The 24,387-nt window shown below is 71.5% G+C and carries 27 protein-coding genes and 1 pseudogene; 21 read left to right on the top strand and 7 right to left on the bottom strand.

Translation table 11 applies throughout. The features are described from left to right. Nucleotides 1-200: 200 nt before the first annotated feature. From LWJ43_RS23455 to LWJ43_RS23430, 6 genes are all read left to right on the top strand, one after another. Nucleotides 201-1,412 carry an alpha/beta hydrolase gene (locus LWJ43_RS23455; RefSeq protein ID WP_277334187.1) on the top strand — a complete coding sequence of 404 codons (1,212 nt, stop codon included), beginning with the start codon at nucleotides 201-203 and terminating at the stop codon, nucleotides 1,410-1,412. A 128-nt stretch (nucleotides 1,413-1,540) separates the two neighbouring features. Then, on the top strand, nucleotides 1,541-2,467 hold the full coding sequence (locus tag LWJ43_RS23450; protein ID WP_277334186.1) for a DUF4429 domain-containing protein: 927 nt from the start codon (nucleotides 1,541-1,543) through the stop codon (nucleotides 2,465-2,467). 130 nt (nucleotides 2,468-2,597) lie between these two features. Next, the gene (locus LWJ43_RS23445; RefSeq protein ID WP_277334185.1) at nucleotides 2,598-3,932 is read left to right on the top strand and encodes a sensor histidine kinase; all 1,335 of its coding nucleotides are present in this window, start codon (nucleotides 2,598-2,600) and stop codon (nucleotides 3,930-3,932) included. A 13-nt stretch (nucleotides 3,933-3,945) separates the two neighbouring features. Next, complete coding sequence (locus LWJ43_RS23440; RefSeq protein ID WP_277334184.1) at nucleotides 3,946-4,626, top strand: response regulator; 681 nt, start codon at nucleotides 3,946-3,948, stop codon at nucleotides 4,624-4,626. A 166-nt stretch (nucleotides 4,627-4,792) separates the two neighbouring features. Continuing rightward, nucleotides 4,793-5,836, top strand: a complete 1,044-nt coding sequence (locus LWJ43_RS23435; RefSeq protein ID WP_277334183.1) for an alpha/beta hydrolase — start codon at nucleotides 4,793-4,795, stop codon at nucleotides 5,834-5,836. Then, a complete protein-coding gene (locus tag LWJ43_RS23430; protein ID WP_277334182.1) occupies nucleotides 5,833-7,041 on the top strand; it encodes an acyltransferase family protein in 1,209 nt (402 codons plus the stop codon). Before LWJ43_RS23435 ends, LWJ43_RS23430 begins: the two co-directional genes overlap by 4 nt. Nucleotides 7,042-7,068: 27 nt before the next feature. Here LWJ43_RS23430 and LWJ43_RS23425 read toward each other — a convergent pair whose 3' ends face one another. Further along, complete coding sequence (locus LWJ43_RS23425; RefSeq protein WP_277334181.1) at nucleotides 7,069-7,725, bottom strand: response regulator; 657 nt, start codon at nucleotides 7,723-7,725, stop codon at nucleotides 7,069-7,071. After that, the gene (locus tag LWJ43_RS23420) at nucleotides 7,722-8,948 is read right to left on the bottom strand and encodes a sensor histidine kinase (protein WP_277334180.1); all 1,227 of its coding nucleotides are present in this window, start codon (nucleotides 8,946-8,948) and stop codon (nucleotides 7,722-7,724) included. Before LWJ43_RS23420 ends, LWJ43_RS23425 begins: the two co-directional genes overlap by 4 nt. A 206-nt stretch (nucleotides 8,949-9,154) precedes the next feature. Here LWJ43_RS23420 and LWJ43_RS23415 point away from each other — a divergent pair, with 206 nt between their 5' ends. Continuing rightward, the gene (locus LWJ43_RS23415) at nucleotides 9,155-10,141 is read left to right on the top strand and encodes an ABC transporter ATP-binding protein (protein WP_277334179.1); all 987 of its coding nucleotides are present in this window, start codon (nucleotides 9,155-9,157) and stop codon (nucleotides 10,139-10,141) included. Beyond that, nucleotides 10,138-11,160 (top strand): ABC transporter permease, encoded by a 1,023-nt coding sequence (locus LWJ43_RS23410; RefSeq protein ID WP_277334178.1) that lies wholly within the window; start codon nucleotides 10,138-10,140, stop codon nucleotides 11,158-11,160. The genes LWJ43_RS23415 and LWJ43_RS23410 overlap by 4 nt, the downstream gene beginning before the upstream one ends. Nucleotides 11,161-11,273: 113 nt before the next feature. Here the strand turns inward: LWJ43_RS23410 and LWJ43_RS23405 are convergent, their stop codons facing one another. Then, nucleotides 11,274-12,293, bottom strand: a complete 1,020-nt coding sequence (locus LWJ43_RS23405; protein ID WP_277334177.1) for an aldo/keto reductase — start codon at nucleotides 12,291-12,293, stop codon at nucleotides 11,274-11,276. 5 nt (nucleotides 12,294-12,298) lie between these two features. After that, nucleotides 12,299-12,754 (bottom strand): MerR family transcriptional regulator, encoded by a 456-nt coding sequence (locus tag LWJ43_RS23400; protein WP_277334176.1) that lies wholly within the window; start codon nucleotides 12,752-12,754, stop codon nucleotides 12,299-12,301. Nucleotides 12,755-12,841: 87 nt separating this feature from the next. On the opposite strand from LWJ43_RS23400, the gene LWJ43_RS23395 reads away from it, so the two are divergent. Further along, complete coding sequence (locus LWJ43_RS23395; protein ID WP_277334175.1) at nucleotides 12,842-13,663, top strand: serine hydrolase domain-containing protein; 822 nt, start codon at nucleotides 12,842-12,844, stop codon at nucleotides 13,661-13,663. Between the two features lie 2 nt (nucleotides 13,664-13,665). Here LWJ43_RS23395 and LWJ43_RS23390 read toward each other — a convergent pair. Beyond that, nucleotides 13,666-14,076, bottom strand: a pseudogene (locus LWJ43_RS23390) (ATP-binding protein); the annotation flags it as partial. Between the two features lie 84 nt (nucleotides 14,077-14,160). On the opposite strand from LWJ43_RS23390, the gene LWJ43_RS23385 reads away from it, so the two are divergent. The 5 genes from LWJ43_RS23385 to LWJ43_RS23365 all read left to right on the top strand — a co-directional run bounded on the left by LWJ43_RS23385 (nucleotide 14,161) and on the right by LWJ43_RS23365 (nucleotide 16,683). Next, nucleotides 14,161-15,009: a helix-turn-helix domain-containing protein gene (locus LWJ43_RS23385; protein ID WP_277334174.1), complete on the top strand. Its 849-nt coding sequence runs from the start codon at nucleotides 14,161-14,163 to the stop codon at nucleotides 15,007-15,009. After that, a complete protein-coding gene (locus LWJ43_RS23380; protein ID WP_277334173.1) occupies nucleotides 14,969-15,163 on the top strand; it encodes a DUF397 domain-containing protein in 195 nt (64 codons plus the stop codon). The genes LWJ43_RS23385 and LWJ43_RS23380 overlap by 41 nt, the downstream gene beginning before the upstream one ends. 82 nt (nucleotides 15,164-15,245) lie before the next feature. Continuing rightward, nucleotides 15,246-15,686 (top strand): VOC family protein, encoded by a 441-nt coding sequence (locus LWJ43_RS23375; RefSeq protein ID WP_277334172.1) that lies wholly within the window; start codon nucleotides 15,246-15,248, stop codon nucleotides 15,684-15,686. A gap of 19 nt (nucleotides 15,687-15,705) precedes the next feature. Further along, nucleotides 15,706-16,230, top strand: coding sequence for an HAD domain-containing protein (locus tag LWJ43_RS23370; RefSeq protein ID WP_277334171.1), 525 nt, complete (start codon nucleotides 15,706-15,708; stop codon nucleotides 16,228-16,230). Between the two features lie 51 nt (nucleotides 16,231-16,281). Then, the gene (locus LWJ43_RS23365) at nucleotides 16,282-16,683 is read left to right on the top strand and encodes a hypothetical protein (RefSeq protein ID WP_277334170.1); all 402 of its coding nucleotides are present in this window, start codon (nucleotides 16,282-16,284) and stop codon (nucleotides 16,681-16,683) included. Between the two features lie 13 nt (nucleotides 16,684-16,696). Here LWJ43_RS23365 and LWJ43_RS23360 read toward each other — a convergent pair whose 3' ends face one another. Then, nucleotides 16,697-17,062, bottom strand: coding sequence for a DoxX family protein (locus LWJ43_RS23360; protein WP_277334169.1), 366 nt, complete (start codon nucleotides 17,060-17,062; stop codon nucleotides 16,697-16,699). Nucleotides 17,063-17,167: 105 nt separating this feature from the next. On the opposite strand from LWJ43_RS23360, the gene LWJ43_RS23355 reads away from it, so the two are divergent. Together LWJ43_RS23355 and LWJ43_RS23350 are read left to right on the top strand one after the other, a co-directional pair. After that, complete coding sequence (locus tag LWJ43_RS23355; protein WP_277334168.1) at nucleotides 17,168-17,545, top strand: winged helix-turn-helix transcriptional regulator; 378 nt, start codon at nucleotides 17,168-17,170, stop codon at nucleotides 17,543-17,545. Nucleotides 17,546-17,937: 392 nt separating this feature from the next. Further along, a complete protein-coding gene (locus LWJ43_RS23350; RefSeq protein WP_277334167.1) occupies nucleotides 17,938-18,585 on the top strand; it encodes a DUF4232 domain-containing protein in 648 nt (215 codons plus the stop codon). A gap of 24 nt (nucleotides 18,586-18,609) precedes the next feature. On the opposite strand, the gene LWJ43_RS23345 is transcribed toward LWJ43_RS23350, so the two are convergent. Then, nucleotides 18,610-19,281: a pirin family protein gene (locus LWJ43_RS23345; protein ID WP_277334166.1), complete on the bottom strand. Its 672-nt coding sequence runs from the start codon at nucleotides 19,279-19,281 to the stop codon at nucleotides 18,610-18,612. Between the two features lie 78 nt (nucleotides 19,282-19,359). On the opposite strand from LWJ43_RS23345, the gene LWJ43_RS23340 reads away from it, so the two are divergent. The 5 genes from LWJ43_RS23340 (at nucleotide 19,360) to fabF (ending at nucleotide 24,262) form a co-directional block, all read left to right on the top strand. After that, nucleotides 19,360-20,559: a PucR family transcriptional regulator gene (locus LWJ43_RS23340; RefSeq protein ID WP_277334165.1), complete on the top strand. Its 1,200-nt coding sequence runs from the start codon at nucleotides 19,360-19,362 to the stop codon at nucleotides 20,557-20,559. A gap of 89 nt (nucleotides 20,560-20,648) precedes the next feature. Further along, nucleotides 20,649-21,563, top strand: coding sequence for an ACP S-malonyltransferase (locus LWJ43_RS23335; RefSeq protein ID WP_277334164.1), 915 nt, complete (start codon nucleotides 20,649-20,651; stop codon nucleotides 21,561-21,563). A 13-nt stretch (nucleotides 21,564-21,576) separates the two neighbouring features. Next, entirely contained in the window at nucleotides 21,577-22,608 is a 1,032-nt protein-coding gene (locus tag LWJ43_RS23330; protein WP_014156447.1) for a ketoacyl-ACP synthase III, read from the top strand. A 63-nt stretch (nucleotides 22,609-22,671) separates the two neighbouring features. Then, nucleotides 22,672-22,920 (top strand): acyl carrier protein, encoded by a 249-nt coding sequence (locus LWJ43_RS23325; protein ID WP_014045780.1) that lies wholly within the window; start codon nucleotides 22,672-22,674, stop codon nucleotides 22,918-22,920. A gap of 79 nt (nucleotides 22,921-22,999) precedes the next feature. After that, nucleotides 23,000-24,262, top strand: a complete 1,263-nt coding sequence (fabF, locus tag LWJ43_RS23320) for a beta-ketoacyl-ACP synthase II (protein WP_277334163.1) — start codon at nucleotides 23,000-23,002, stop codon at nucleotides 24,260-24,262. The last annotated feature ends 125 nt before the right edge of the window (nucleotides 24,263-24,387 follow it).

Genomic DNA, 24,387 nt, shown 5'->3' with positions numbered 1-24,387 from the left:
TCCTCACCGGCTCCGCATGGCCGACATCACAACACCCCGGTTCTCCGGGCCGTTTCGGGCGGCCGGGGGGCTCGTCGCGCGCCGGTACGTGGATCCGGAGCATACGGAGCGTAAGAGACGGGCGGTCAATTCCCCGCGGACGAGTGATCCGTGTCACCCCTGTCACGGCGCGATGTGAGCGTCTCCTAGGGTGGGGCTCAGTGACTTCCTTCGATTCCTCCCCCACGCTCACCGCATGGCGCGCGCTGCTCGCCATCGCGGTCGTGTTCGTGATGCTGGCGACCACCGGGTGGACCGCCGTGCGTCATCAGCACTCGGCCGAACCGCGCGAGATCGCGCTCGCTTCCTGGGCGAAGGACCGGATAGCCGGTCGCGTCCTTCCGGACGTGGGTGCCCCGGCATACCGGCTGGCGCATTTCTTCGCGGCGCTCACGGCGGGCCAGCAGGTCGCCCTCGCCGACAAGTACCCGCTGGTCGTGGGGAACATGGACGGTGCGCCGGTGACCCTGCGCTACCGGGCGAACCGGCATGCCCTGGAGCAGGCCGAATCGGCCGAGGAGCAGCGGACGCAGGACGTGCGGCTCTCTCCGGACGGGCACCGTCAGGCCGTGCTCCGGCTGGACCGCTTCCGTTCCCTGCTCGCCGGTGACCGGCAGATCCTCACGTTCGATCCGTCGGGACGCGGCCGGGCCGCCGAGGTCTTCGGCGACCTCGACCGGGCCGAGCGGATCTCGGTCGTCGTGCCCGGGGTGGACACCAATCTGCTGACGCTGGAGCGGACCGGCGTGAAGAAGAACGCCGCGCCCGTCGGCATGGCCCGTTCGCTGTACGACGCGGAGCGGTCGGCGAGCCCGGCCTCTCGTTCGGCGGTCATCGCGTGGGCCGACTACACGGCGCCCGCCGGGATCGGCATGGACGCCGCACTGGGCGGACTGGCCTCGGAGGGCGCATTGCGGCTGAACGCCCTGGTGAGGGCGCTGCCCGGCACGTCGGACGTCTCACTGTTCTGTCACAGCTACGGATCGGTGCTGTGCGGAGTCGCCGCGCGCGGGCTGCCGTCCAGGGTGTCCGACATCGCGGTCGCGGGCAGTCCGGGGATGCGGGCGGACAACGCCGGCGCCCTGCACACCCGGGCGAGGGTGTGGGCCATGCGGGACGGTGACGACTGGATCGAGGACGTCCCCAACCTGGCGGTCGGCGGGCTCGGGCACGGCGCCGACCCGGTCGACCCGGCCTTCGGCGCGCGGATCGTGTCGGCGAGCGGCGCGATCGGGCACAGCGGCTATTTCGAGCCGGGCACCGAGAGTCTCAGCAACTTCGCCGCGATCGGCGTGGGGGCCTACGACTCGGTCAGCTGCGCGACCTCCGACGACGCGTGCCACCGGGAGATTTCCGGCGAGTCAGGGACCTGACGCGCGTAGAGAGGCGCCTGACGCGCGTAGAGAGGCGCCTGACGCGCGTAGAGAGCGACGAACGGCCTGCCCGATTTCGTCTGTACCGAAGGGGGACGTGCGGGCCTGTGCCACATACGATGAGGCACATGGGTGATGTGCTGGCCGGAATTCAAGCCACCTGGGAGTTCGACACCGACTCCGTGCTCATCCGCTTCGAACGGGGGATCCGCACGCCGAGGCTGCTCCAGAGCCTGCGTGAGCGCCGCGTTCCGTACGCGGCGCTGTCGTCGGTGACGCTGACTCCCGGCAAGCGGGGCACGGTGGTGCTGCGCGCCGTGCCCAGACCTGGCGCCGATCCGCTGCTGGAGGCGGCGGCCGGGCAGCTCAAGGAGAGCAGCGACCCCTACCGCCTGGTACTGCCGGGCGAGCGCGAGACGCTCGCCGAGTACTACGCCGACGAGCTGCGCGGTGTGCTGGGCCCCGAGGCCTCGCTTCCCACCGAACGTTTCCTGGTGACGGCCCCCGAGGCGCCGATGCACTTCAAGGCGTACGACGGCCGGGCGGGCTTCGACGGGGCCCTGGTCTCCTTCCGGTGGTTCTGGACGGGGGCGTCGAGCGCCAAGTGGAAGGCGGGCGACCAGACGTTTCCCGTGGCGGACCTGACCGGGGTCGAGTGGCGGTCGCCCGAGGCCCTGGAGGGGTATCTCCGGCTGGTGCCGCGTGGCGCGGTGGCCGGCTCGGAGGCGGACGCCCCGGCTGCGGACCCGGTGCCCGGCGCGGGCCGTCCCGCCGTGCCACGGGCCCAGCCCGACCAGGACCCCGCGTCGGTCGTGTTCGGCCTGGGGTACGGGCCGGTGCACGAGTCGCTGCCCTTCGCCGCGGCGGTCCTGGAGTCCGTCCGCCGCACGCAGTCCGTGCCCGTCGCGACGGCTCCCGTCCCGGTGGGCGGGGCACGGCGCGACCCGGCGGACATCGCCGAGCGGATGCGCCACCTCGGGGACCTGCACCAGGCGGGCCTGGTGACGGACACGGAGTACAGCGCCAAGAAGGCCGAACTCCTCGCCGAGCTGTAGGACGTGCCGGGAGGACGGCCGCGGGGCCGCCGGCGCGGACACCCCCTACTCCGGTACGGGGCCGGGTGCCCGCGGTCCACCCCCCGGTATGACGCCGCCCGGCACACTCCGCGCCTACTCTGACCCGACCATGTCCCCTTCACCCGCCGGGCCCCCGCCCTCCGACGGTCTGCTGAGCGCCACCCGCCGCAATCTGCGCGAGCTCGCCCACGGGCTGTCCCACGCGTCCCATCCGCCGACCCCGCTGTTCGCGGGGTCCCCGAGGCGGTGGCTGCGACTGCTTCCGTACGCGGCCGTGGTCGCCCTCGCGGCGGTCTTCGTCCCCGTCACGATCCAGGTCCTGGCCGACGACTACGCCGTGCCCGGCGGCCTGGCCGGAGCCCTGGGCGTCGGACAGGCCGCACCCCTGCTGATGCTGGCGCACCGCCCGCTCCAGGCCTGGTGGATCGTCTTCACGGCCGATGTCCTGGGAGCTCTGGTGCTGCTGGGCCGGGGGCCGGAGGAGCCGGGCACCATCTGGCCGTGGACGCCTCCGGCCGTCGTGGCCTACCTCTTCGTGCTGCTCGCGCTCGCACTGCGGGAGAGCCGGCGGACCGTGATCGGCGTCTGGCTGGTGACGGGAACGGCAGGGCTCCTGCTGTATCTGGTCGCGCCCGGGCGCAGCGGCGGCACCGGGGTCCTGCTCTTCGTCCTCGGCGGGGTGGTGCTGGTGATCGGGGCGGCCGTGCGGGAGCGGGGCGAGGCCCAGCGGAGGCTCGTCGAGCAGGAGACGATCAGTGAGGCCGAGCGGGCGCAGCGGACCCTACTGGAGGAGCGCACCCGGATCGCGCGTGAGCTGCACGACGTGGTCGCGCACCACATGTCGGTGATCACGGTGCAGGCCGACTCGGCGCCGTACCGGGTCGGCGGGCTCTCCGACGAGGCGCGGGCGGAGTTCGCGTCGATCGCGGCCGGCGCACGGGAGTCCCTGACCGAGATGCGACGGCTGCTGTCGGTGCTCCGCAGTGACGGCACCCGGGGTGAACTGGCTCCGCAGCCGGGTCTCGACCGGGTGCAGCAGCTGGTGGAGGCGACGGTGCGGGCGGGGCTCCCGGCCGAGCTGTCGCTGGCGGCCGACGTGGCCGAGGCGGTGGAGCGGGGCGGGGTGCCGCAGACCGTGGACCTGTCGGCGTACCGCATCGTGCAGGAGGCGCTGGCCAACGTGGTCCGGCACGCTCCGGGTGCGCGGACGCGGGTGTCGGTCACGGCACGCGAGGGCCATCTCACGGTACTGGTCGTCAACGGGAGGCCGGAGAAGCCCGGTTCATCGCTGGAGACGTCGGGGACGGGACACGGGCTGGTCGGCATGCGGGAGCGCGTACGGTTGACCGGCGGCACGCTCGACACCGGTCCCCTGCCGGACGGGGGCTTCCGGGTCGCCGCGCGGCTCCCGTTGCCGCCGCCCCAGCCGCCCCGGCATCCGTGACCCCGGAGGAACCGTGACCATCCGCGTGATCATCGTCGACGACCAGGCCATGGTGCGGGCCGGGTTCGCGGCGCTGCTGTCGGCGCAGAGCGACATCGACGTGGTGGGTGAGGCCCCGGACGGACGGAAGGGCGTCGAGGTCAGCAGGTCGGCGCATCCGGATGTCGTCCTGATGGACGTCCGGATGCCGGAGATGGACGGACTGGCCGCCGCCCGGGAGCTGTTGACCCCACCGCCGGGTGTGGTCCACCGGCCGAAGGTTCTGATGCTCACCACGTTCGACGTCGACGACTACGTCTACGAGGCGCTGCGCGCGGGGGCGTCCGGGTTCCTGCTGAAGGACGCCCCGCCGGCGGATCTGATCTCGGCGGTGCGGGTCGTGGCGGCGGGGGACGCGCTGCTCGCGCCGTCCGTGACCCGGCGGCTCATCGCGGACTTCGCGCGCCGGAGGCCGGCGGCGCCGTCCGGTGGGCCGGCGCTGCGGCTGAACGGCCTGACACCGCGCGAGCGGGAGGTCCTGGAGCTGATCGCCCGGGGCCTGTCGAACCAGGAGATCGCGGCGCGGCTGGTGCTGGCCGAGCAGACGGTGAAGACCCACATCGGCCGGGTGCTGGCCAAGCTCGGGCTCCGGGACCGGGCGCAGGCGGTGATCTTCGCGTACGAGTCGGGGCTGGTGACTCCGGGAGAGCAGTAGCCAGGGGCCATCCCCCGCTTCGCGGTGGGGGTGCCCCCCCGTACTCCCCCTACCCCGGTATCACCCGGCAGTTGGCTCCCCGGGGTGACGCCCTGTCACCCGCAGGCCTCCTACCTTCCTCTCCGGCGCACCGACCGGTGTGCGCACATCGGACGGGGAGGGCACGATGCGACGGTTCGCGAGGACGCTGGCCGCGGTCGCACTGGCGGGCGCGGTGGTGGCGGGGACGACGGGATGGGCGTCCGGAACCACCCAGCGGGCGGTGACGGGGCCGCCGCCCGGCAGTGCCTCCTGGCGTGCGGACGGGGTGCTAAGTCGGGAACTGCCTGACCCGGGCAGCGCGACGGCAGCACAAGTGAGTGTCTTCTTCGCCGGGTTGAGTGCCCGGGAACGGCAGATCCTGTTGGAGCGGCACCCGTTGGTGGTCGGCAATCTGGACGGGGCGCCGCTGGAGCTCCGCTACCGCGCCAACGCCCGTGCGCTGAGGGCCTCCCACGACTCCCGGTACACCCGACTCGCCGCATCCGGCCGGCAGATCCTGGCGTTCGACCCGCGGGGGCGGGGCCAGGTCGCCGAGGTGTTCGGTGACCTGCGCTCCGCGCGGCACGTGTCCGTCGTCGTACCCGGGTCGGACATCGACGCGGGGACCTTCGACCGGAGGAACGACGTGTACGGCACCCCGGCGGGCATGGCGCAGTCGCTGTACGCCGAGACGGCCCCGGGCAGCGCGGTGATCGCCTGGGCCGGTTACACCACCCCCGTCGGGCTCGGCCTGGACGCGGCGACCGGCGGTTTGGCCGAGGCCGGTGCCGGCAGGCTGACCCGGTTCACCGAGGGGCTGGCTGCCGACGGTCTGCCCTCGCCCGTCGTGTTCTGCCACAGCTACGGCTCGGTCGTCTGCGGGCTCGCGGCCCCGCGGCTCGGCGCCACCGACCTGGTGGTGCTCGGCTCCCCCGGGATGCGCGCCGACGACGTGGCCGGGCTGCGCACCGGGGCGCGTGTCTGGGCCGCCAAGGACGACACCGACTGGATCGACGACGTTCCGCATGTCCGGGTGGCGGGTCTCGGGCACGGCGCCGACCCCGCCGGCGAGGCGTTCGGGGCCCGGCGGGTGCCCGCCGAGGACGCGAAGGGCCACACCGGCTACTTCGCGCCCGGCACGGACTCGCTGCGCGCCTTCGCGGCCATCGCCGAGGGGGACTCCCGGTGAGCGTGCGGCAGTTGGTCTCCCGGATCGACGCGTCCACCCCGGCCCACCGCGACCGCGCGGTCGACGGGCTGCGCGCCCTCGCGCTGATGGCGGTGCCCGCCGGCCACTGGCTCCTCGGCGGGTTCACCCGGGACGGCGACGGCGCCCTGCACAACGCCAGCCCGCTCTCCACGTTCGCCGTGTTCTCCCCGGTGAGCTGGGTGCTCCAGATGCTGGGCGTCTTCTTCCTGGTCGGCGGCTACGCCTCCGTCCTCTCCTACCACCGCAGGCCGTCCACCGGCGGGGCCTGGCTGCGCGGCCGGATGGTCCGGCTGGGCAGACCGGTGCTCGGTGTGACCGCCGTGTGGGCGCTGATGATCCCGGTGCTGTACGCCGTCGGCGTGCCCGAGGACACCCTGCGCACGGGCGCGAAGCTGGTGATCCAGCCGCTCTGGTTCGTCGGGGTGTACGCCCTGGTCACGGCGCTCACACCCTGCTGCGTGCGTCTGGCCAGGAGGTTCGGCGGCTGGGCGGCGGTCCCGCTGATCGGCTCGGTCGCCGTGGTCGACTTCCTGCGCTACGGACCGTACGCGGACGCCGTGCCGTCCTGGGTCGGGGTGCTGAACATCCTGCCCGGCTGGCTCTTCGCCTATCAGCTCGGCGTCTGCTGGGGGCAGGGCCGTCTCTCCCGGCGCGGCGCCCGGCTCCTGCTCGTCGGTGGCACGGCCCTCTTCGCCGTACTGCTGCTCGCCTTCCACTACCCGGCGTCGATGGTCGGCGTACCGGGCGAGGCGCGGACCAACTCCCATCCGCCGTCGCTGCTGGTCCTGGCGCTGGCCTCGGCGCAGAGCGGTGCGGCGGTCCTGTTGCACGGACGGATCGGCCGGGCGCTGCGCCGTCCCGTCCTGTGGGCCCCCGTGGTGGTGATCAACCTGTCGGCGATGACGATCCTGTGCTGGCACCAGACGGCGATGCTGGCCGCGGCGGTCCCGGCGTCGTTCGCGGGCGTGGTACCTGGGCTGACGACGAGCCCGGACTCGGTCGGCTGGATCGTGGCCCGGCTGGCGTGGCTGCCGTTGTTCGCCGGTCTGCTGGTGCTGATCTCCCGTTACGCCCGGCGGTTCGAGGACCCCTGGGAGACGGGCGACCGCGCCGGTAACGTCCGCCGGGCGGCCGCCGGACTGCTCGCCGCGGGCTTCGCGGTGTTCGCCCTGCGACTGGCCTGAGGCATCCCCGGAAGACGCGGAACGGGCTCAGCCCCGCCCGTCGACCAGACCGGATTCCCAGGCCCAGGCGGCGATCTCCACGCGGTTGCGGGCGGACAGTTTGGTCTGCACGTTGCCGAGGTGGGTCTTCACCGTGCCCACGGAGATGGTGAGTTCGGCCGCGATCTCGGCGTTGGTCAGCCCTCTGGCCACCAGGCGCACGAGATCGTTCTCCCGGGCGGAGAGGGCGGTGTGTGGCTTCCTGGACGGGGCCGGCGCGCTGTTGAGCTGCCGCAGCAGGCGGACGGTGATGGCGGGGCTCACCAGCGCCTCTCCCGAGGCGGCGGCCCTGATCGCCTCGACCAGCAGGGCGGGGCCGGAGTCCTTGATCAGGAACCCGGAGGCGCCCTCGCTCAGGGCGCGCTGGACGTACTCGTCGTCGTCGAACGTCGTGACCACGACGATCTTCGGCGGGTTCACGGTGCCCGGGCGGGTCAGCCTGCGCAGGGCCTCCAGCCCGTCCATGCGGGGCATGCGGATGTCCATCAGCACCACGTCGGGCCGGTGGCGCTCGGCGAGTTCGACGGCGAACACCCCGTCGGCGGCCTCCGCGACGACGTCGATGTCGTCCTCGGCCGCGAGGATCATCGCGAAGCCGGCGCGGACCATGGCCTGGTCGTCGGCGATCAGTACGCGGATCGTCATGAGGCGGCCACGCCCGCGGTGGTCGCCGGGAGCGTCGCCTCGACGCCCCAGCCACCGGCCGTCACCGGCCCGGCCTGGACGCTTCCGCCGATCAGGCCCACCCGCTCGGCCAGTCCCTTCAGCCCGAAGCCGCTCCGGGAGACGGGGCGCGGCCGTCCGTCGTCGCTGACCCGCACGGTGACCCGGTCCGCCGAGCGGTCCACGCGCACCCGCACCTCGGTGCACCCGTGGGCGTGCTTGCGTACGTTGGTGAGGGCCTCCATCACCACCCGGTGCGCGGTGGTGGTCACCTCCACCGGAAGGTCGTCGAAGGCACCCTCCAGTTCGAGCCTGGCCCGCGCGCCGCCGAAGGCCGAGAACTCCTCGACCAGCGAACGCACTTCGCCGATGCCCGCCAGGGGCGTCAGCGCCACCTCTCCGTCGGCGTCACGCAGCATCCCCACCATGTGCCGCATCGAGGTCAGCGCCTCCGAGCCCGCCTGTTCGATCCGCTCCAGCGCCGGCGGCACGAGTTCGGGCCGCCGGTCCGCGATCGCCTGCGCCCCCTGCGCCTGTACGACGATGCCGGTGACGTGGTGGGCGACGAAGTCGTGCAGGTCCCTGGCGAACTCCGTCCGCTGCTCCAGCTTGAGAGCCGCCGCCTGTCGCCGCCGGTCCACCAGGAGCAGACGCATCCCGAGGCCGATGCCCAGCGCCGTGACCGCCACCAGGGCCAGGAACAACGCCATGATCGTGGTGGTCTGCCTCACCGAGATCGACACCGGCCTCAGCACGATCGCCATGAGCAGCAGGGGGACGGCCACCGCGGCCCACGACGGCTTGCCCCGTCGCGCGACGAGCAGCAGGAGCCACACCAGAGCCGCCGGCTCGGCGAAGCCGAGCGCCTGCGAACCGACCGACAGCATGACGTGCATCGCGGCCGAGAAGAACAGCGACGCGACCGCGAACACGCCGGCGGTCGCCGGGAGAGCCCGGTCACCGAGCCGGGGCGAGACGACTGCGAGGATCCCGCACAGCAGGGCGCCGGCCAGCTTGGCGGAACCGATCTCGTCCGGCCGCCCGGGTGTCCAGTAGATGCCGCCCATCCAGTCCGTCACGACGAGGGCGACCAGGGACCCGGCGAGCAGCAGCTGGACGGTGACGGGCAGGAACAGCAGGCGCCGCTTCCCTCGTGCGGTCGTGGGTGCCGCCGCCGTGTCCACCGTCTCCAGCATCTCCCTCATGGCCCTCCCGCCGACCGGCCGAAAGTCGGAGTCGGCCTCCAACGATCTGTCTTTCGCCCGATCCGCCGCGGGGCGCGGCGGAGAAGAGTGGTCTCCACCGGACGGCGCTCGCGACTGTACAAGGCGGCCCCTCCCCCACGCACGAGGTGGCCTCCCTTCCCCCACACGTACACGGTCGCCCCTCCCCACACGCACAGGAGCCACGCATGGACCACGCAGGAACGCACCACGGAAGCGGAACGGGGTTCGGGCCCCCCGTCGGCGAACCGGCGATCGAGGCCCAGGGGCTCGGCAAGAAGTACCGGCGCGGCTGGGCACTGCGGGACGTGTCCTTCCGGCTGCCGGCCGGGCGGGTCTGCGGGCTCGTCGGCCCCAACGGCGCCGGCAAGAGCACCCTGATGGGCCTGGCCAACAACATGATCCGGCCGACGACGGGCGCCCTGCGGGTGTTCGGCGCGGCCCCGGGGTCGACGGAGGCGGTCCTGCGCACCGCGTTCCTGACCCAGGAGAAGCCGCTGTTCCGGCGCTTCACCGTGGCGGAGACCCTCCGGCTCGGCCACGAGTTCAACCCCCACTGGGACCAGGAGGTCGCCGAGGGCATCGTCCACGCGGGCCAGGTGCCCATGGGAGCGAGGATCGGGACCCTGTCCGGCGGTCAGCGCACCCGCGTCGCCTTCGCCCTGGCCTTCGGGAAGCGCCCGGACCTGCTCGTCCTCGACGAGCCGATGTCCGACCTGGACCCGCTGGTGCGCCGTGAACTCATGACCACACTGACGCGGGAGGCCGCCCAGCACGGCACGACGGTGCTGGTGTCCTCGCACATGCTCGCCGAACTCCAGCACATCTGCGACTACCTGCTCGTCATCGCGAACGGTGGCCTGCGTCTCGCGGGCGAGGTCGACGAACTGCGCGCCGCCCACGCCCTGCTCGACGTCGCGGGGAGCGGCCCGTCCCCGGTCGTCGCCCCGCACCGGGTCGTCGACGCGCACAGCGGCGAGGGCCGGCCGGGCGTCCTGGTGCGTCTCGGCGGGCCGGTCGAGTACGGCGGGCGGGCGGAGCCTCCCACCCTGGAGGAGCTTCTGCTCGCGTACCTGCGCTCACCCGACGCACCGCCGCTGATCGCCCCCAGCGCCCAGGTCGGCGACATCCGAGACATCATCACCCGCGACCGGCAGAAGGCTGTGACCGCATGACCACGCTGACTCGTGACCCGGCCCGCCCGACGCCCGCCGCGCGCCCCGGGAACAGGTGGGTTCCCCGGCTGGGCGGTCCGGTCTGGCTCGTCTGGCGCCAGCACCGCGCGGCGTTCTGGACCCTCATCGGCCTCACCCTGCTCGGCGTGATCGCCATGGTGTACCTGCGCGGGCAACTGGTGGACTACCTGAGCACCCTCGCCCCGACCACGCGGAAGTCCGGCAGCATGCCGCCCGAGTTCGAGGACCGGGCAGACCCTCTGTTCAGCCTCGGGAGCTACCTGAGCTACGTCCCGGTCCTGCTGGGTGTCTTCCTCGGCGCCCCGCTCGTCGCGGGCGACCTGGAGACCGGGACCGCGAAGCTGGTGACCTCACAGTCCGTCAGCCGGCTGCGCTGGCTGACCGTGAAACTCGCCCTGCCCGCCGTGCTGGTCACGCTGTGCACGGGTGCGCTCACCGCCGTGTTCACCTGGTGGTGGGGCCCGGTGAAGACGCTCTCCGAAAGCCTCACCTGGACGGCCTTCTTCAGCGTCACGGGGCCGGTGCCGGTGGCACACGCCCTGCTCGCCCTCACCGTGGGCGTGGCGGTCGGTATGGTCCTGCGCCGCACGCTGGTCTCGATGGTGGTCACCCTCGGCATCGTGGGGGCGATCGGGTTCGTCTGGAGCGAATGCTGGCGGAGCCTGGGGAACGTCCTGACGATCAACACCCACGACGGCGTCGGGCCCGGCATGTCGCCGCCGGAGCTGCCGGCCCAGGCGGAACAGCAGGGACAGGGCACCTACTTCCTCACGGAGTCCGGGGACCGCCTGCCCTGGACCACCTGCCTCGAACACTCGGAGAACGCCCGGGCGCACAGCGCGTGCATGGACGCCCAGCACGTCGTCGGCTGGTCCATGGACTACCTCCCCGCCTCCCAGATGCACACGATGCAGTGGCTCGGGGCAGGCATCATGCTCGCCGTCAGCGCCGCCGTCGTCACCTTCGTCATCGCCTGGGGCCGCAAGCGCCTGCTGTGACCGGAGAGTTCGCGAACCGGCCGAGGAGTACCCGGACCAGCGGGTACTCCTCGGCCGTCGTGCGCGGGCGGGTGCCCGGACAGCCGTGGGGCACGGGCGGTTGCCCGTGCCACCTACTCGCGCGCGGTGGCCGTGCTGCTCATGTCCGGGTAGCGGTCGCCCGCCACCTGGCCCGCGATGGGCTCCAGCGACCGGAGTTCCTGCTCGGTCAGGGTCAGCCGGGTCGCCCCGACGTTCTCCAGCAGACGGCTGCGCTTGCGCGTGCCCGGGATCGGCACCACGGTCAGCCCGTGCACCTGGGCCCGCTGCTGCACCCAGGCCAGGGCGATCTGCGCGGCCGTCGCGCCGTGCGCCGCCGCGATCTTGTGAACCGGCTCCAGCAGTGCCGCGTTGGCCTTCGCGTTCTCACCGGTGAAACGGGGCTGGTGCTTACGGAAGTCACCGTCGCTCAGCTCCTTGCCCGCGTCCGCGAACGCCCCGGTCAGGAAGCCGCGCCCGAGCGGCGAGTACGGGACGAGCGTCACCCCGAGCTCGACGGCGGCCGGAACGGCGCTGAGCTCGACGTCGCGGCTGAAGAGGGACCACTCGGACTGGAGGGCCGCGATCGGGTGCACGGCGTGCGCCTCACGGAGTTCGGCCCCGGTCACCTCGCTGAGCCCGAGCTGCTTGACCTTGCCCTCCCGCACCAGGTCGGCCATCGCGCCCACCGACTCGGCGAGCGGCACGAGCGGATCGCGGCGGTGCATGTAGTAGAGGTCGATGACATCGGTGCCCAGCCGGCGCAGGCTGGCCTCGACGGCCTGGCGGATGTACGCGGGATCGTTGCGCACCCCGCGGAAGTTCGGATCGGTGTCACTCCGCTCGATGGCGAACTTCGTCGCCAGCGTGATCTCGTCGCGGTGCGCCCCCACGAACGGCGCGAGGAACGTCTCGTTGGCCCCGCTCCCGTAGATGTCGGCGGTGTCGAAGAGGGTCACGCCCACTTCCAGCGCCGCCTCCAGGGTGTCCCGGGCGGCAGCCTCGTCGGTGTCCCCGTAGAACTCGCTGATCCCCATGCAGCCGAGTCCCTGCACGCCGACCTGCGGGCCGCCGGTACCGAGCTCCGCCGTCGCGATCTTTCCGGTGTCACTCATGTCGTTCAGACCCTTTCCGGCGCCGTACGGGCGCCGCCGTAAAAGTCGATCTTGAAGTCGAGCACGGCCAGGGTTCCCTGGAGCTCCGCGATCCGCGCCTGTACGTCGCGCCGGGTCGACTCCAGCAGCTCCTGCCGCTCGGTGAAGGTGTGGTCGCCCTCGCGGACCAGTTCGGCGTACCTGACCATGTCGGCGACCGGCATTCCGGTCAGCCTCAGCTTGCCGACGAAGGCGAGCCAGTCCAGGTCGCGGTTGCTGAACCGCCGCTGGCCGGTGTGGGAGCGGTCGACGTGCGGCATCAGCCCGATGCGCTCGTACCAGCGCAGCGTGTGGGCGGTGAGCCCGCTGAAGGCCACGACCTCGCTGATGGTGTAGCGGTCCTGGCCCTCGGGCCGCGGATGCGCCCTCGGGGCCGAGGCGCAGGTGTCCGTCCGTGCGGAAGTGCTCTCCATCACCGTCATGCCTCCACGCTAGAACCTTGGAGTGCACTCCAAGCAAGCGATACGGGGTGGCCGACCAGGATTCGGGCTCCCGTTAGGCTCGTACGCATGCAGAGCCTGGCGATGATCGAGAACTGGCCCGTCCCCACCGCGGCAGCCGCCGTCGTCACCTCGGACGGCACGCTCCTGGGTACCCATGGTCCCACCGCGCACCGCTTCCCGCTGGCCTCGGTGACCAAGCCGCTCGCCGCCTACGCCGCGCTGGTGGCCTACGAGGAGGGTGCCGTCGAGCTGGACGAACCGGCCGGCCCCGAGGGCTCGACCGTCCGGCACCTCCTCGCGCACACCAGTGGTCTCGCCTACGACGAGCACCGGGTCACCGCACCTCCCGGCACCCGCAGGCTGTACTCCAACGCGGGCTTCGAGGTGCTCGGCGACCACATCGCCAAGGCCACGGAGATCCCGTTCCCCGAGTACGTGCGCCAGGCCGTCCTCGAACCCCTGGGCATGACCTCGACGGCGGTGGAGGGCTCACCCGCCAAGGACGGCGTCTCGACGGTGGACGACCTGGTGCGGTTCGCCGCCGAGGTACAGGCCCCGCGACTCCTCGACCCGCGTACGGTCCTGGAGGCCCAGACCGTCGTTCACCCCGGTCTCAAGGGCGTGCTCCCCGGATACGGTCATCAGAACCCCAACGACTGGGGTCTCGGCTTCGATATCCGCGACTCCAAGTCGCCGCACTGGACCGGGCTTTCGTCCTCCCCCGCCACCTTCGGACACTTCGGCCAGTCCGGCACGTTCCTGTGGATCGACCCGGCGGCGGGCGCGGCCTGCGTCGCGCTGACGAACCGGGCCTTCGGGCCGTGGGCGGTCGAGGTCTGGACGCCGTTCACCGATGCGGTACTGGCGGAGCTCGGCGCCTCCCGCTGACCGCACTCGAACCAGACCGTCTTCCCCCGGCCGTCACCGCGCGCCTCGACACCCCAGCCGTCGGTGACGGCCTCCACCAGCAGCAGCCCCCGCCCGCCCTCGTCGAGCGCGTCCCCCGCGACCGCGTGGGGCAGGCGGGGCGACGCATCGGAGATCTCGACCCGCACACCCCGGCCCGGCAGCAGGATGATCAGCGTCTGGCAGCGGCGGCCGGGCACATGCCGTACGACATTGGCGACGAGCTCGGTGAGGGCCAGTTCCGCCGCGTCCGCCACGTCGAGCAGGCCCCAGCCGGTGAGGTAGAGCCGCAGGATGCGCCGCAGGTGTCGGGCGGAGTGCTCCCCCAGCGCGAGATCGGCACGGTAGGCCGCGGCCTCGGCGTCACCGGTCCGGGTATCGGATACGTGATTCATGTCACCAGAGTGCAGTGGGCTGATTACTCTCGGCCACGACCTGAAACGAACGCCGCCAGGCGTTGAAGCGAGAGGCACCCCGCCGTGGCCAACGTGCAGTCACTCGACCCCAGCGCCTCCCCACTGGACTACTACGGCTGGGAACTGCGCCGCCAGCGGGAGGCCCATGGGCTGCGGCAGGGCCAGCTCGGCGAGATCATCTTCTGTACGGGCTCACTGATCGGCCAGATCGAGACGACGAAGAAGGTGCCGACCCGCGACTTCTCGGAACGCCTGGACGCGGCACTGGGCACGGACGGGGTCTTCTCCCGCCTGGTCGGCCTGGTCCTGCGAAGCCAACTGCCGACCTGGTTCCAGCAGTACGCGGACATGGAGGCGAAGGCGACCTACATCTCCACCTACCAGGCGCAGCTGGTGTACGGGCTGCTGCAGACGGAGGAGTACGCGCGGGCCGTACTGCTCACCGGCATGCCGGACGACCTGGAGGGGCTGCTCGCCGCCCGGCTGGAACGCCAGCGCATCCTGGAGCGGCAGCAACCACCCCTGGCCTGGGCGATCCTGGACGAGGCGGTCCTGCACCGGCCGATCGGCGGCCACGAGGTCATGCGGAACCAACTGGCCCGCCTGTTGGAGTTCACGAGGCACCGGTGGATGCGGATTCAGGTGCTGCCGTTCGTCGTGGGTGAACACACAAGCTTGGATGGTTCGTTCACGGCGATGCGATTCGAGAAGGACCCAGACATCATCTACACGGAGGACCTCATCTCCGGCCACATGACCGCCAACCCCGAGACCATCAGGGAGGCCGCCCGCCGCTACGCTCATTTGCAGGCCGCAGCCCTCTCCGTCGAGGACTCCGCGGCACTGATCACCCGTGTGATGGAGGAGCGTTATGGCGACCGGTCCGAACCTGAAGAGCGCGGTGTGGCGTAAGTCCAGCTACAGCGGGAGCACCGGCGGCGAATGCGTCGAGGTAGCCGACGGCTGCGCCGCCTCCGTCCCCGTCCGGGACAGCAAGGACCCGGCCGGCCCCGTTCTCGTCATGAGCGCGGGCGCCTGGCAGGCCTTCGTGGACGGGCTGCGATGACCGCCCGCCCCCACTAGGACGGAAACAGACCTGCATGCGGGGCACTCTCCTCCCGACGACACCGATCGACGAAGGAGTGCCCATGCTGCAAGGTCTCACCACCGTCAGGTTCCACGCCTCGGACCTGGCGGCGGCCAAGCATTGGTACACCGAACTGCTGGGTGTGGAGCCCTACTTCGAGCGCCCGGGTTACGCGGAGTTCCGGATCGGGGACTACCGACACGAACTCGGGCTGGTCGACAGCGCCTTCGTCCAGAACCTGGGGAAGCACGGCGGTGCTGGTGCCGGTCCGTCCGGCGCCGTCGTGTACTGGCATGTCGACGACGTCCATGCGGCGGTGGAGCGGGCGCTGGGCCTCGGGGCCGAGATCAACGAAACAGCAAGGGAGTTCGGCGCGGGGTTTCTCGAGGCTTCGGTCCTGGATCCCTTCGGGAACGTCCTCGGGCTCATGCAGAACCAGCATTACCTGGAGGTCCTCGCCACACGGACGGGCGAGGGCGTTCCGCACGGCACCCAGGGCTGAACGGCGTTACCGTGCAGGCGTGACCGGTTCTCCTCCGCCCCTTCTCTTCCTCGACGTCGACGGCCCGCTCATCCCCTTCGGCGCGACACGGGAGCAGCTGCCGGACGGCTATCCGGTCTTCGACGCGGGGCGCGGGCCCGGAGGGGCCGACGCGAACCCGCTGGTCAACAGGGCCGACCCGGGTCATGGGCCCCGACTGCTGGCGTTGCCGTGCGAGCTCGTGTGGGCGACGACGTGGATGTCGGAAGCGAACGCCTACCTCACTCCGTGGCTCGGGCTGCCGGAACTGCCGGTCGTGAGCTGGCCGGATCCGCCCCTCGTCCAGGGCCCGCGCGGGCTTCACTGGAAGACCCCTGGGCTCGTCGGGTGGGCCTGCGGGCGCCCCTTCGTCTGGGTCGACGACGAGATCACGGACATCGACCGGGACTGGGTGGAGGCACACCACCCGGGGCCGGCGCTTCTCCATCGCGTCGAGGCGTGGCGGGGGCTCACCGGTACGGACTTCGCCGTCCTGGACGCGTGGCTGCGGTGTTTCACGGCCTGATCCCGCCCGGGCGGACCCCGCGAAGATCGGGCTCCTATAGATTCGGCCGCTATGCGTTCACGAGAGTTCGAACTCGACTTCCGCGACAAGGCCACGAAGAGCCGCACCCGGGGCGTCGTCCTGCTGTCCCTGGCGGCCGTCCTCTGGGTCTGGTCCGCCGTGCTGCTGACGACGCCCTACCAGGCGGACAGGAAGCCGGACGACGCGTATCCGGTCGACTGCGAGTCCCGGCTGTTCACGGACCGCGGCACCGCCAACGAGGGTGGGATACACGGGACTTACTGCGCACAGGAACGGGACTGGCCGAAGGTCCTGGCCGTGCTCGGGATGTCCGTTCCGCTCTCGGTGGCCGGCGGGACGCTCTTCGCCATCGGCACCGTGACGCGCCGGATCAGTTCGTACGGTCAGGCGATACGCGAGCTGGACAAGCTGGCGGACCGGCCGAAGGCCTGAGGCCCCGGCGCCGTCAGAGCCAGACGGTGGCCAGCCAGGCGGTCACTGCGGCCCACACCAGAAGGACGACGTTGAGTCCGATCACCCGCACCTCGCCGCGGGACAGGTGCAGGGCCAGGCCGCCGATCTGCACCAGCACCAGACCGATCGCGGCGGCGACGGCGAGCACGACCGCGATGCCGGTGAGCGGCGGCAGGACGAGACCGAGCGCGCCGAGGACCTCGACGGCCCCGATCGCCCTGACCAGCGGCATGGGCGTCCGGTCGACCCAGCCCATCATGGGCCGGAGCTGGTCCTGGCTCCGCAGGACCTTCACGCCTCCCGAGTAGACGTAGAACAGGGCCAGGAGCCCGGCGACGATCCAGTACGCCAGCTGCACGGGGAGTACCTTCGTTAGTTACGAACCGTAAGTTGCCTCATCATGAGTGACTGTCGGGAGGCCTGCAAAAGGCACACGGATGTGAGCTACGCACAAGGAGCTGTCGTGGAGCTGTACGAACACACCTGCATGATCCGGGGGGACGGCGGCAAGGCGATCCGGGCGATCCTGGACCGGATCTGCGACAAGTGGACGATGCTGACCGTGGCGACGCTGGAGCAGGGGCGCATGCGCTTCTCCCACCTGCAGCAGCACATCCCCGGCATCTCGCAACGGATGCTCACGCTGACCCTGCGCAACCTCGAACGGGACGGGCTGGTCTCCCGCACCGCCTACGCGGAGGTCCCGCCCCGAGTCGAGTACGCGCTCACGCCCCAGGGGGAGAGCCTCATCCCGCCCGCCCTGGCGCTCGCCCGCTGGGCCATCGAGCACAACGGGGAGATCCAGGCCAGCAGGGATGAGTACGACGCCCGGAGCAAGTGACGAGGCGGGGGCGAGGTGTGGCGCGGGTGAAGAGGTTGTGCCGCCGGAGATCTTCAAGGGGCGGCGGGTCACGACCGTGTCATAGCCGTCGCAGCTCCCCGGGATCCGCCGGAGGACCGCGCGAACCGTTGCCCCGGCGAGCCGTCAGGCACCACCGCGCGGGTGGCCAGGGCCCCATTTCACGGGCCGGGAGCGGCACGGGCCTCCGGCGCGACCGCCGCTCCCGGGGTCTGCCGGCACGGGCGGTCACGCCCCCGCGCCCACAATCGCCTGTAACAGGCATGTATTAGCGGGAGGCCGGGTGGAACGTCCGGCCGGTCGGGACGGGTCCTGAAGGTCAGTAAGGCCCACTCGTGCCGGGCAGACGGCACCGACCGCAAAGGAAGCACACGATGCGCGCCACGAAGCTCACACTGACCGCACTGATCCTCACCGCCGGTCTCTCGCTCACCGCGTGCCAGGGGGACGGCGACTCCGCCGCCAGCGCGACCAACGACTCCGGAGCCTCCTCCTCCTCGGCCGGGGCCTCCGACAGCAACAGCGAAAGCACCGACAGCAGCGCCTCCGGCGACGAGAAGAGCACGGGATCCGGAAACGGGTCGACCACCACGGCGTCCGCCCAGGGCAGCGGCAACGGGCAGATCAACACCGGCCCCTGCAAGACGGCGAACCTCGAGTTCGGCACCGCTCACGGCATGGGCGAGGGCGACCTCCTCGTCAGCCTCAAGAACACCGGCGACGCCTGCACCCTCAAGGGCTTCCCCGGGGTCGACCTGCGGTCACAGGACGCCTCCGGGCCCCTCAGCGCCGAGCGCAGCGACATCGACGCCCCGCTGGTCAACCTGGGTAACGGCGAGACCACGCGCTTCACCCTGCACTACCCGTCGGCCGAGGGCACGGGTGCCTACGTCAGCGCCATCGAGGTCACCCCGCCCGACGAGACCCACTCCAAGGCCCTGTCGGTCTCGCTCCGCCTCCAGATCTCCGACGGCGCCGACCAGAAGGTCGTGGTGGACCCGGTCGGCACCGGCAAGCAGTGACGTACACGGACGACTGCCCTGCCCTCACACCGAGGCGAGCTCCCAGAGCAGCACCTCGGCCCGCTCCAGTGCCTCCAGCTCCAGCCCCTCCGCCTCCGTGATCCGGGCGGCGTCGCCCGGCTCCAGCTCCTCGCTCGCGAGCCGCACACGGCCCCGCACGACGTGGACGTAGACGCCCGCGGCATCGGGCACGGCGGTCCGCTCGCCCTCCGCCGGCCGCCGCACATGGAGCACGGCGCCCGCCTCGGGCAGGGCGTACGGGGTGGAGTCGGCCATCCCGACGACGTGGGTGTAGGAGGGCTCCCCGCCGGGTTCCAGGGGCGCCAGCCACATCTGAACGAACGTCAGCGGGTGTTCCCCGTCGTTGCGTTCGACATGCCGTACCCCTGCGGCCGAACTGAGGTGCTGGACGTCCCCGGCCCGGACGACCGTGGCGTGCGAGGCCGAGTCGCGGTGGGTGAGTTCGCCCTCCACCACCCAGGTGACGATCTCGGTGTGGCTGTGCGGATGCTCGTCGAAGCCGGCGCCCGGGGCGAGACGCTCCTCGTTGCAGGCGAGGATCGGCCCGAAGCGCAGGTTGTCCGGGTCGTAGAACCGCCCGAAGGAGAAGGCGTGCAGCGTCTCGATGCCCGCGGAGTCACCCGTGGCCGGGTCCCCGCCGCGGAAGCGGTCCCCGGAGCGGCGTACGTCGATCACGCCTCCAAGGTATCCCCGTCGGCCCGCCTCACGCCCCACCTCACCGGGCACCTGTCCCGATAAGGCAGTCTTGTGTGCGTGCCCCGACACGATCCTGAGCAGTCCGCCGCGCATGACGCCCATCTCCACGCCGCGACCCTGAAGCGGCTGGAGCAGTCCTCCGGCCGGCTGGCCGCGAACGCCATCGCCCGCATGGACGAGACACTGCCGTGGTACCGGGCGATGCCACCGGAGAACCGGTCCTGGATCGGCCTGGTCGCCCAGGCCGGTATCGCCGCGTTCACCGAGTGGTTCCGGCACCCGGAGACACCGCAGGCCATCTCCACCGACGTGTTCGGCACCGCCCCGCGCGAACTGACCAGGGCGATCACCCTGCGGCAGACCGTGGAGATGGTGCGTACGACGATCGAGGTCATGGAGGCCGCGATCGACGAGGTCGCGGCGCCCGGCGACGAGTCGGTGCTGCGTGAGGCGCTGCTCGTCTACGCGCGCGAGATCGCCTTCGCGACCGCGCAGGTCTACGCGCAGGCCGCCGAGGCGCGTGGCGCGTGGGACGCCCGGCTGGAGTCGCTCGTGGTGAACGCGGTGCTGTCCGGCGAGGCGGACGAGGGCGCCGTGTCCCGGGCGGCCGCCCTCGGCTGGAACTCACCCGAGCACGTGTGCGTCATCCTCGGCACCGCGCCCGACGGTGACAGCGAACTCACCGTGGAGGCGATCCGACGGGCGGCCAGGCACGCCAAGCTCCAGGTCCTGACCGGAGTGCTCGGACACCGCCTGGTCGTGATCGCCGGAGGCAGCGACAACCCCTTGAACGTGGCGAAATCGCTGATCGGGCCCTATGCGGCCGGTCCCGTCGTCGCCGGTCCCGTGGTGCCCGACCTGCTCGCGGCCACCCGGTCCGCGCAAGCCGCGGCCGCCGGTCTCAAGGCATGTTCGGCGTGGCAGGACGCTCCGAGGCCCGTCCTGTCGGACGATCTCCTTCCGGAGCGTGCGATGGCGGGAGACCCCGCCGCGCGCGATCAACTGGTGGAGGAGATCTACAGACCGCTCGAAGAAGCGGGTTCGGCACTTCTGGAGACGCTGAGTGTGTATCTGGAGCAGGCGAGCAGTCTCGAGGGCGCGGCGCGCATGCTGTTCGTACACCCCAATACCGTGCGCTACCGGCTGCGACGTGTGACCGACGTCACCGGCTGGTCACCCTCCGACGTCCGTTCCGCGTTCACGCTGCGGATCGCCCTCATCCTGGGGCGCTTGGCCGACGGAGACAGTCAGTCCTAGACTTTTGTCGAACTTCAACAATTCCCCTGACGGTTCTTCGTCCCTGTCCCCACGGGCGTCCTGGGCCGTCCACAAGAGAGAGTGTGAGGGTGCTCGTACTCGTCGCTCCCGGCCAAGGCGCTCAGACGCCCGGCTTCCTGACTCCCTGGCTCGAACTCCCCGGTGCCGCCGACCGCGTCGCCGGATGGTCCGACGCCATCGGGCTCGACCTTGTCCACTACGGCACGAAGGCGGACGCGGACGAGATCCGCGACACGGCGGTGGCCCAGCCGCTGCTGGTCGCCGCGGGTCTGCTCTCGGCCGCCGCCCTGGACGTCTCACCCGGCGTCGTCGCGGGACACAGCGTCGGTGAGATCACCGCCGCCGCGCTCGCCGGTGTCATCGAGGACGAGGCGGCGCTCCGCTTCGTCCGCACCCGGGGGCTCGGCATGGCCGAGGCCGCCGCGGTCACCGAGACCGGCATGGCCGCGCTCCTCGGCGGGGACCCGGACGTCACGGTCCCCCATCTGGAGAAGCTGGGGCTCACCCCGGCCAACGTCAACGGCGGCGGGCAGATCGTCGCCGCCGGCACCGCGGCCCAGATCGCCGCGCTGGCCGAGGACAAGCCCGAAGGCGTACGCCGTGTCGTCCCGCTGAAGGTCGCCGGCGCGTTCCACACGCACCACATGGCCCCGGCCGTGGAGAAGCTGCGTGCCGCCGCCACCGCCCTGACGGTCACCGACCCGAAGATCACGTACGTGTCGAACGCCGACGGGAAGACGGTCGCCACCGGCGACGAGGTCATCTCGCGGCTCGTCGGCCAGGTCGCCAACCCGGTCCGCTGGGACCTGTGCATGGAGACCTTCGCCGAGCTCGGTGTCACCACGCTCATCGAGGCCGCGCCCGGTGGGACCCTGGTCGGGCTCGCCAAGCGCGCGCTGCCCGGTGTGCGGACACTCGCGCTCAAGACCCCCGACGACCTCGACGCGGCCCGCGCGCTCATCTCCGAGCACGCAGGCGCCTAAGGAGCCCGAGAGCATGTCGAAGATCAAGCCCAGCAAGGGCGCCCCGTACGCACGGATCATGGGCGTGGGCGGCTACCGCCCGACCCGTGTCGTGCCCAACGAGGTGATCCTCGAGACGATCGACTCGTCGGACGAGTGGATCCGCTCCCGCTCCGGCATCGCCACCCGGCACTGGGCCTCCGACGAGGAGACCGTGTCCATGATGTCCGTGGAGGCGTCGGGCAAGGCGATCGCCGACGCGGGGATCACCCCCGAGCAGATCGGCGGAGTCATCGTCTCCACCGTCTCGCACTTCAAGCAGACCCCGGCGGTCGCGACCGACATCGCGCACCGGATCGGCGCGGGCAAGCCCGCCGCCTTCGACATCTCCGCCGGCTGCGCGGGCTTCGGCTACGGCCTCACCCTCGCCAAGGGCATGATCGTCGAGGGCTCGGCGGAGTACGTCCTCGTCATCGGTGTCGAGCGGCTCAGCGACCTCACCGACCTGGAGGACCGCGCGACGGCCTTCCTCTTCGGTGACGGCGCCGGCGCCGTCGTGGTCGGCCCGTCCCAGGACCCGGCCATCGGCCCCACGGTCTGGGGCTCGGAGGGCGACAAGTCCGAGACGATCAAGCAGACCGTCGCGTGGAACGACTTCCACATCGGCGACGTCTCGAACCTCCCGCTCAACGAGCGGGGCGAGGTCAAGTTCCCGGCCATCACGCAGGAGGGCCAGGCGGTCTTCCGCTGGGCCGTCTTCGAGATGGCGAAGGTCGCCCAGCAGGCGCTGGAGGCCGCCGGGATCTCGCCGGACGACCTGGATGTCTTCATTCCGCACCAGGCCAACATGCGGATCATCGACTCGATGGTGAAGACGCTCAAGCTGCCGGAGCACGTCACGGTCGCCCGTGACGTGGAAACCACCGGCAACACGTCGGCCGCCTCGATTCCGCTCGCAATGGAGCGGCTTCTGGCGACCGGTCAGGCCAAGAGCGGCGACACGGCGCTCATCATCGGCTTCGGGGCGGGTCTCGTCTACGCCGCGACGGTCGTTACCCTCCCCTAGGCACACCGGACCTTTCGGTCCGCTCGCCCGAACCCTGCAGAAACACATCGAAGGAGCGCCAACATGGCCGCCACTCAGGAAGAGATCGTCACCGGTCTCGCCGAGATCGTCAACGAGATCGCCGGTATCCCGGTCGAGGACGTCCAGCTGGACAAGTCCTTCACCGACGACCTGGACGTCGACTCGCTGTCCATGGTCGAGGTCGTCGTCGCCGCCGAAGAGCGCTTCGACGTCAAGATCCCCGACGAGGACGTCAAGAACCTCAAGACGGTCGGCGACGCCGCCGACTACATCCTGAAGCACCAGGGCTGATCCCAGCCCGTCCCGTGTGTCGCCACCCGGCGGTGGCGCCGCTGATTCACGACCCTCTACACGTGGAGAAGATTTTCCAGTGAGCCCGACCAATCGCACCGTGGTCGTCACCGGTATCGGCGCAACCACTCCGCTGGGTGGCGACTCCGCATCGACCTGGGAAGGTCTGATGGCCGGTCGTTCCGGCGTCAAGCCTCTCGAGGGCGAACGTTTCGCCGAACTGCCCGTCCGGATCGCAGCCCTCGCGGCCGTGGACCCCGGCGAGGTACTGCCCAGGCCGCTCGCCCGCAAGCTGGACCGCTCGGCGCAGTTCGCGCTGATCGCGGCCCGCGAGGCGTGGGCGGACGCAGGCTTCACCGGCAAGGCCGGTGAGGACGAGAAGATCCAGCCCGAGCGTCTGGGATCAGTCATCGCCTCCGGCATCGGCGGCGTGATCACCCTGCTCGACCAGTACGACGTGCTGAAGGAGAAGGGCGTACGCCGCGTCTCCCCGCACACCGTTCCCATGCTCATGCCCAACGGCCCGGCGGCCAACGTCGGCCTGGAGGTCAACGCCCAGGCCGGTGTCCACACCCCGGTGTCCGCCTGTGCTTCGGGCGCCGAGGCGATCGGCTACGCCGTCGAGATGATTCGCACCGGCCGGGCCGACGTGGTCGTCGCCGGTGGCACCGAGGCGGCCATCCACCCGCTCCCGATCGCCGCGTTCGCCAACATGATGGCGATGTCGAAGAGCAACGACGAGCCCGAGAAGGCCTCTCGTCCCTACGACACGGCGCGTGACGGCTTCGTCCTCGGTGAGGGCGCCGGCGTCGTGATCCTGGAGTCCGCGGAGCACGCCGCCGCGCGGGGCGCCAGGGTCTACTGCGAGGTGCTCGGCCAGGGCCTGTCCGCGGACGCCCACCACATCGCGCAGCCCGAGCCCACCGGGCGCGGCATCGCCGCGGCGATGCAGAACCTGCTGGACTCCACGGACCTGAAGCCGTCGGAGGTCGTGCACCTGAACGCGCACGCCACGTCCACACCGCAGGGCGACATCGCCGAGATCAAGGCACTGCGTGCGGTGCTGGGCGACGACCTGGACCACGTCGCGATCTCGGCCACGAAGTCCATGACGGGCCACCTGCTCGGTGGCGCGGGCGGCATCGAGACCGTGGCGACGGTGCTGGCACTGCACAACCGCATGGCGCCGCCGACCATCAACATCGACGACCTCGACGAGGCCGTCGAGGCCGACGTCGTGCGCGGTGAGCCGCGTGCGCTGCCCGAGGGGTCGATCGCCGCGATCAACAACTCGTTCGGCTTCGGTGGCCACAACGTGGTGCTGGCGTTCCGTTCGGTCTGATCCGATCCTGCCGCGAGGCCCGCTTCCCGGTCCGGGAGGCGGGCCTTCCGCGTGCGCGCGGCACGGCGCCGCAGCTGCGCCCGGGCATGCGGGAGCACCGCCCGGCGCGTGCCGGAGGAAACGTT

Source organism: Streptomyces sp. JH34 (assembly GCF_029428875.1).
GTDB lineage: Bacteria > Actinomycetota > Actinomycetes > Streptomycetales > Streptomycetaceae > Streptomyces.
The sequence above is the reverse complement of the archived record's forward strand: the minus strand, read 5'-3'. Positions and strand labels throughout refer to the sequence as shown.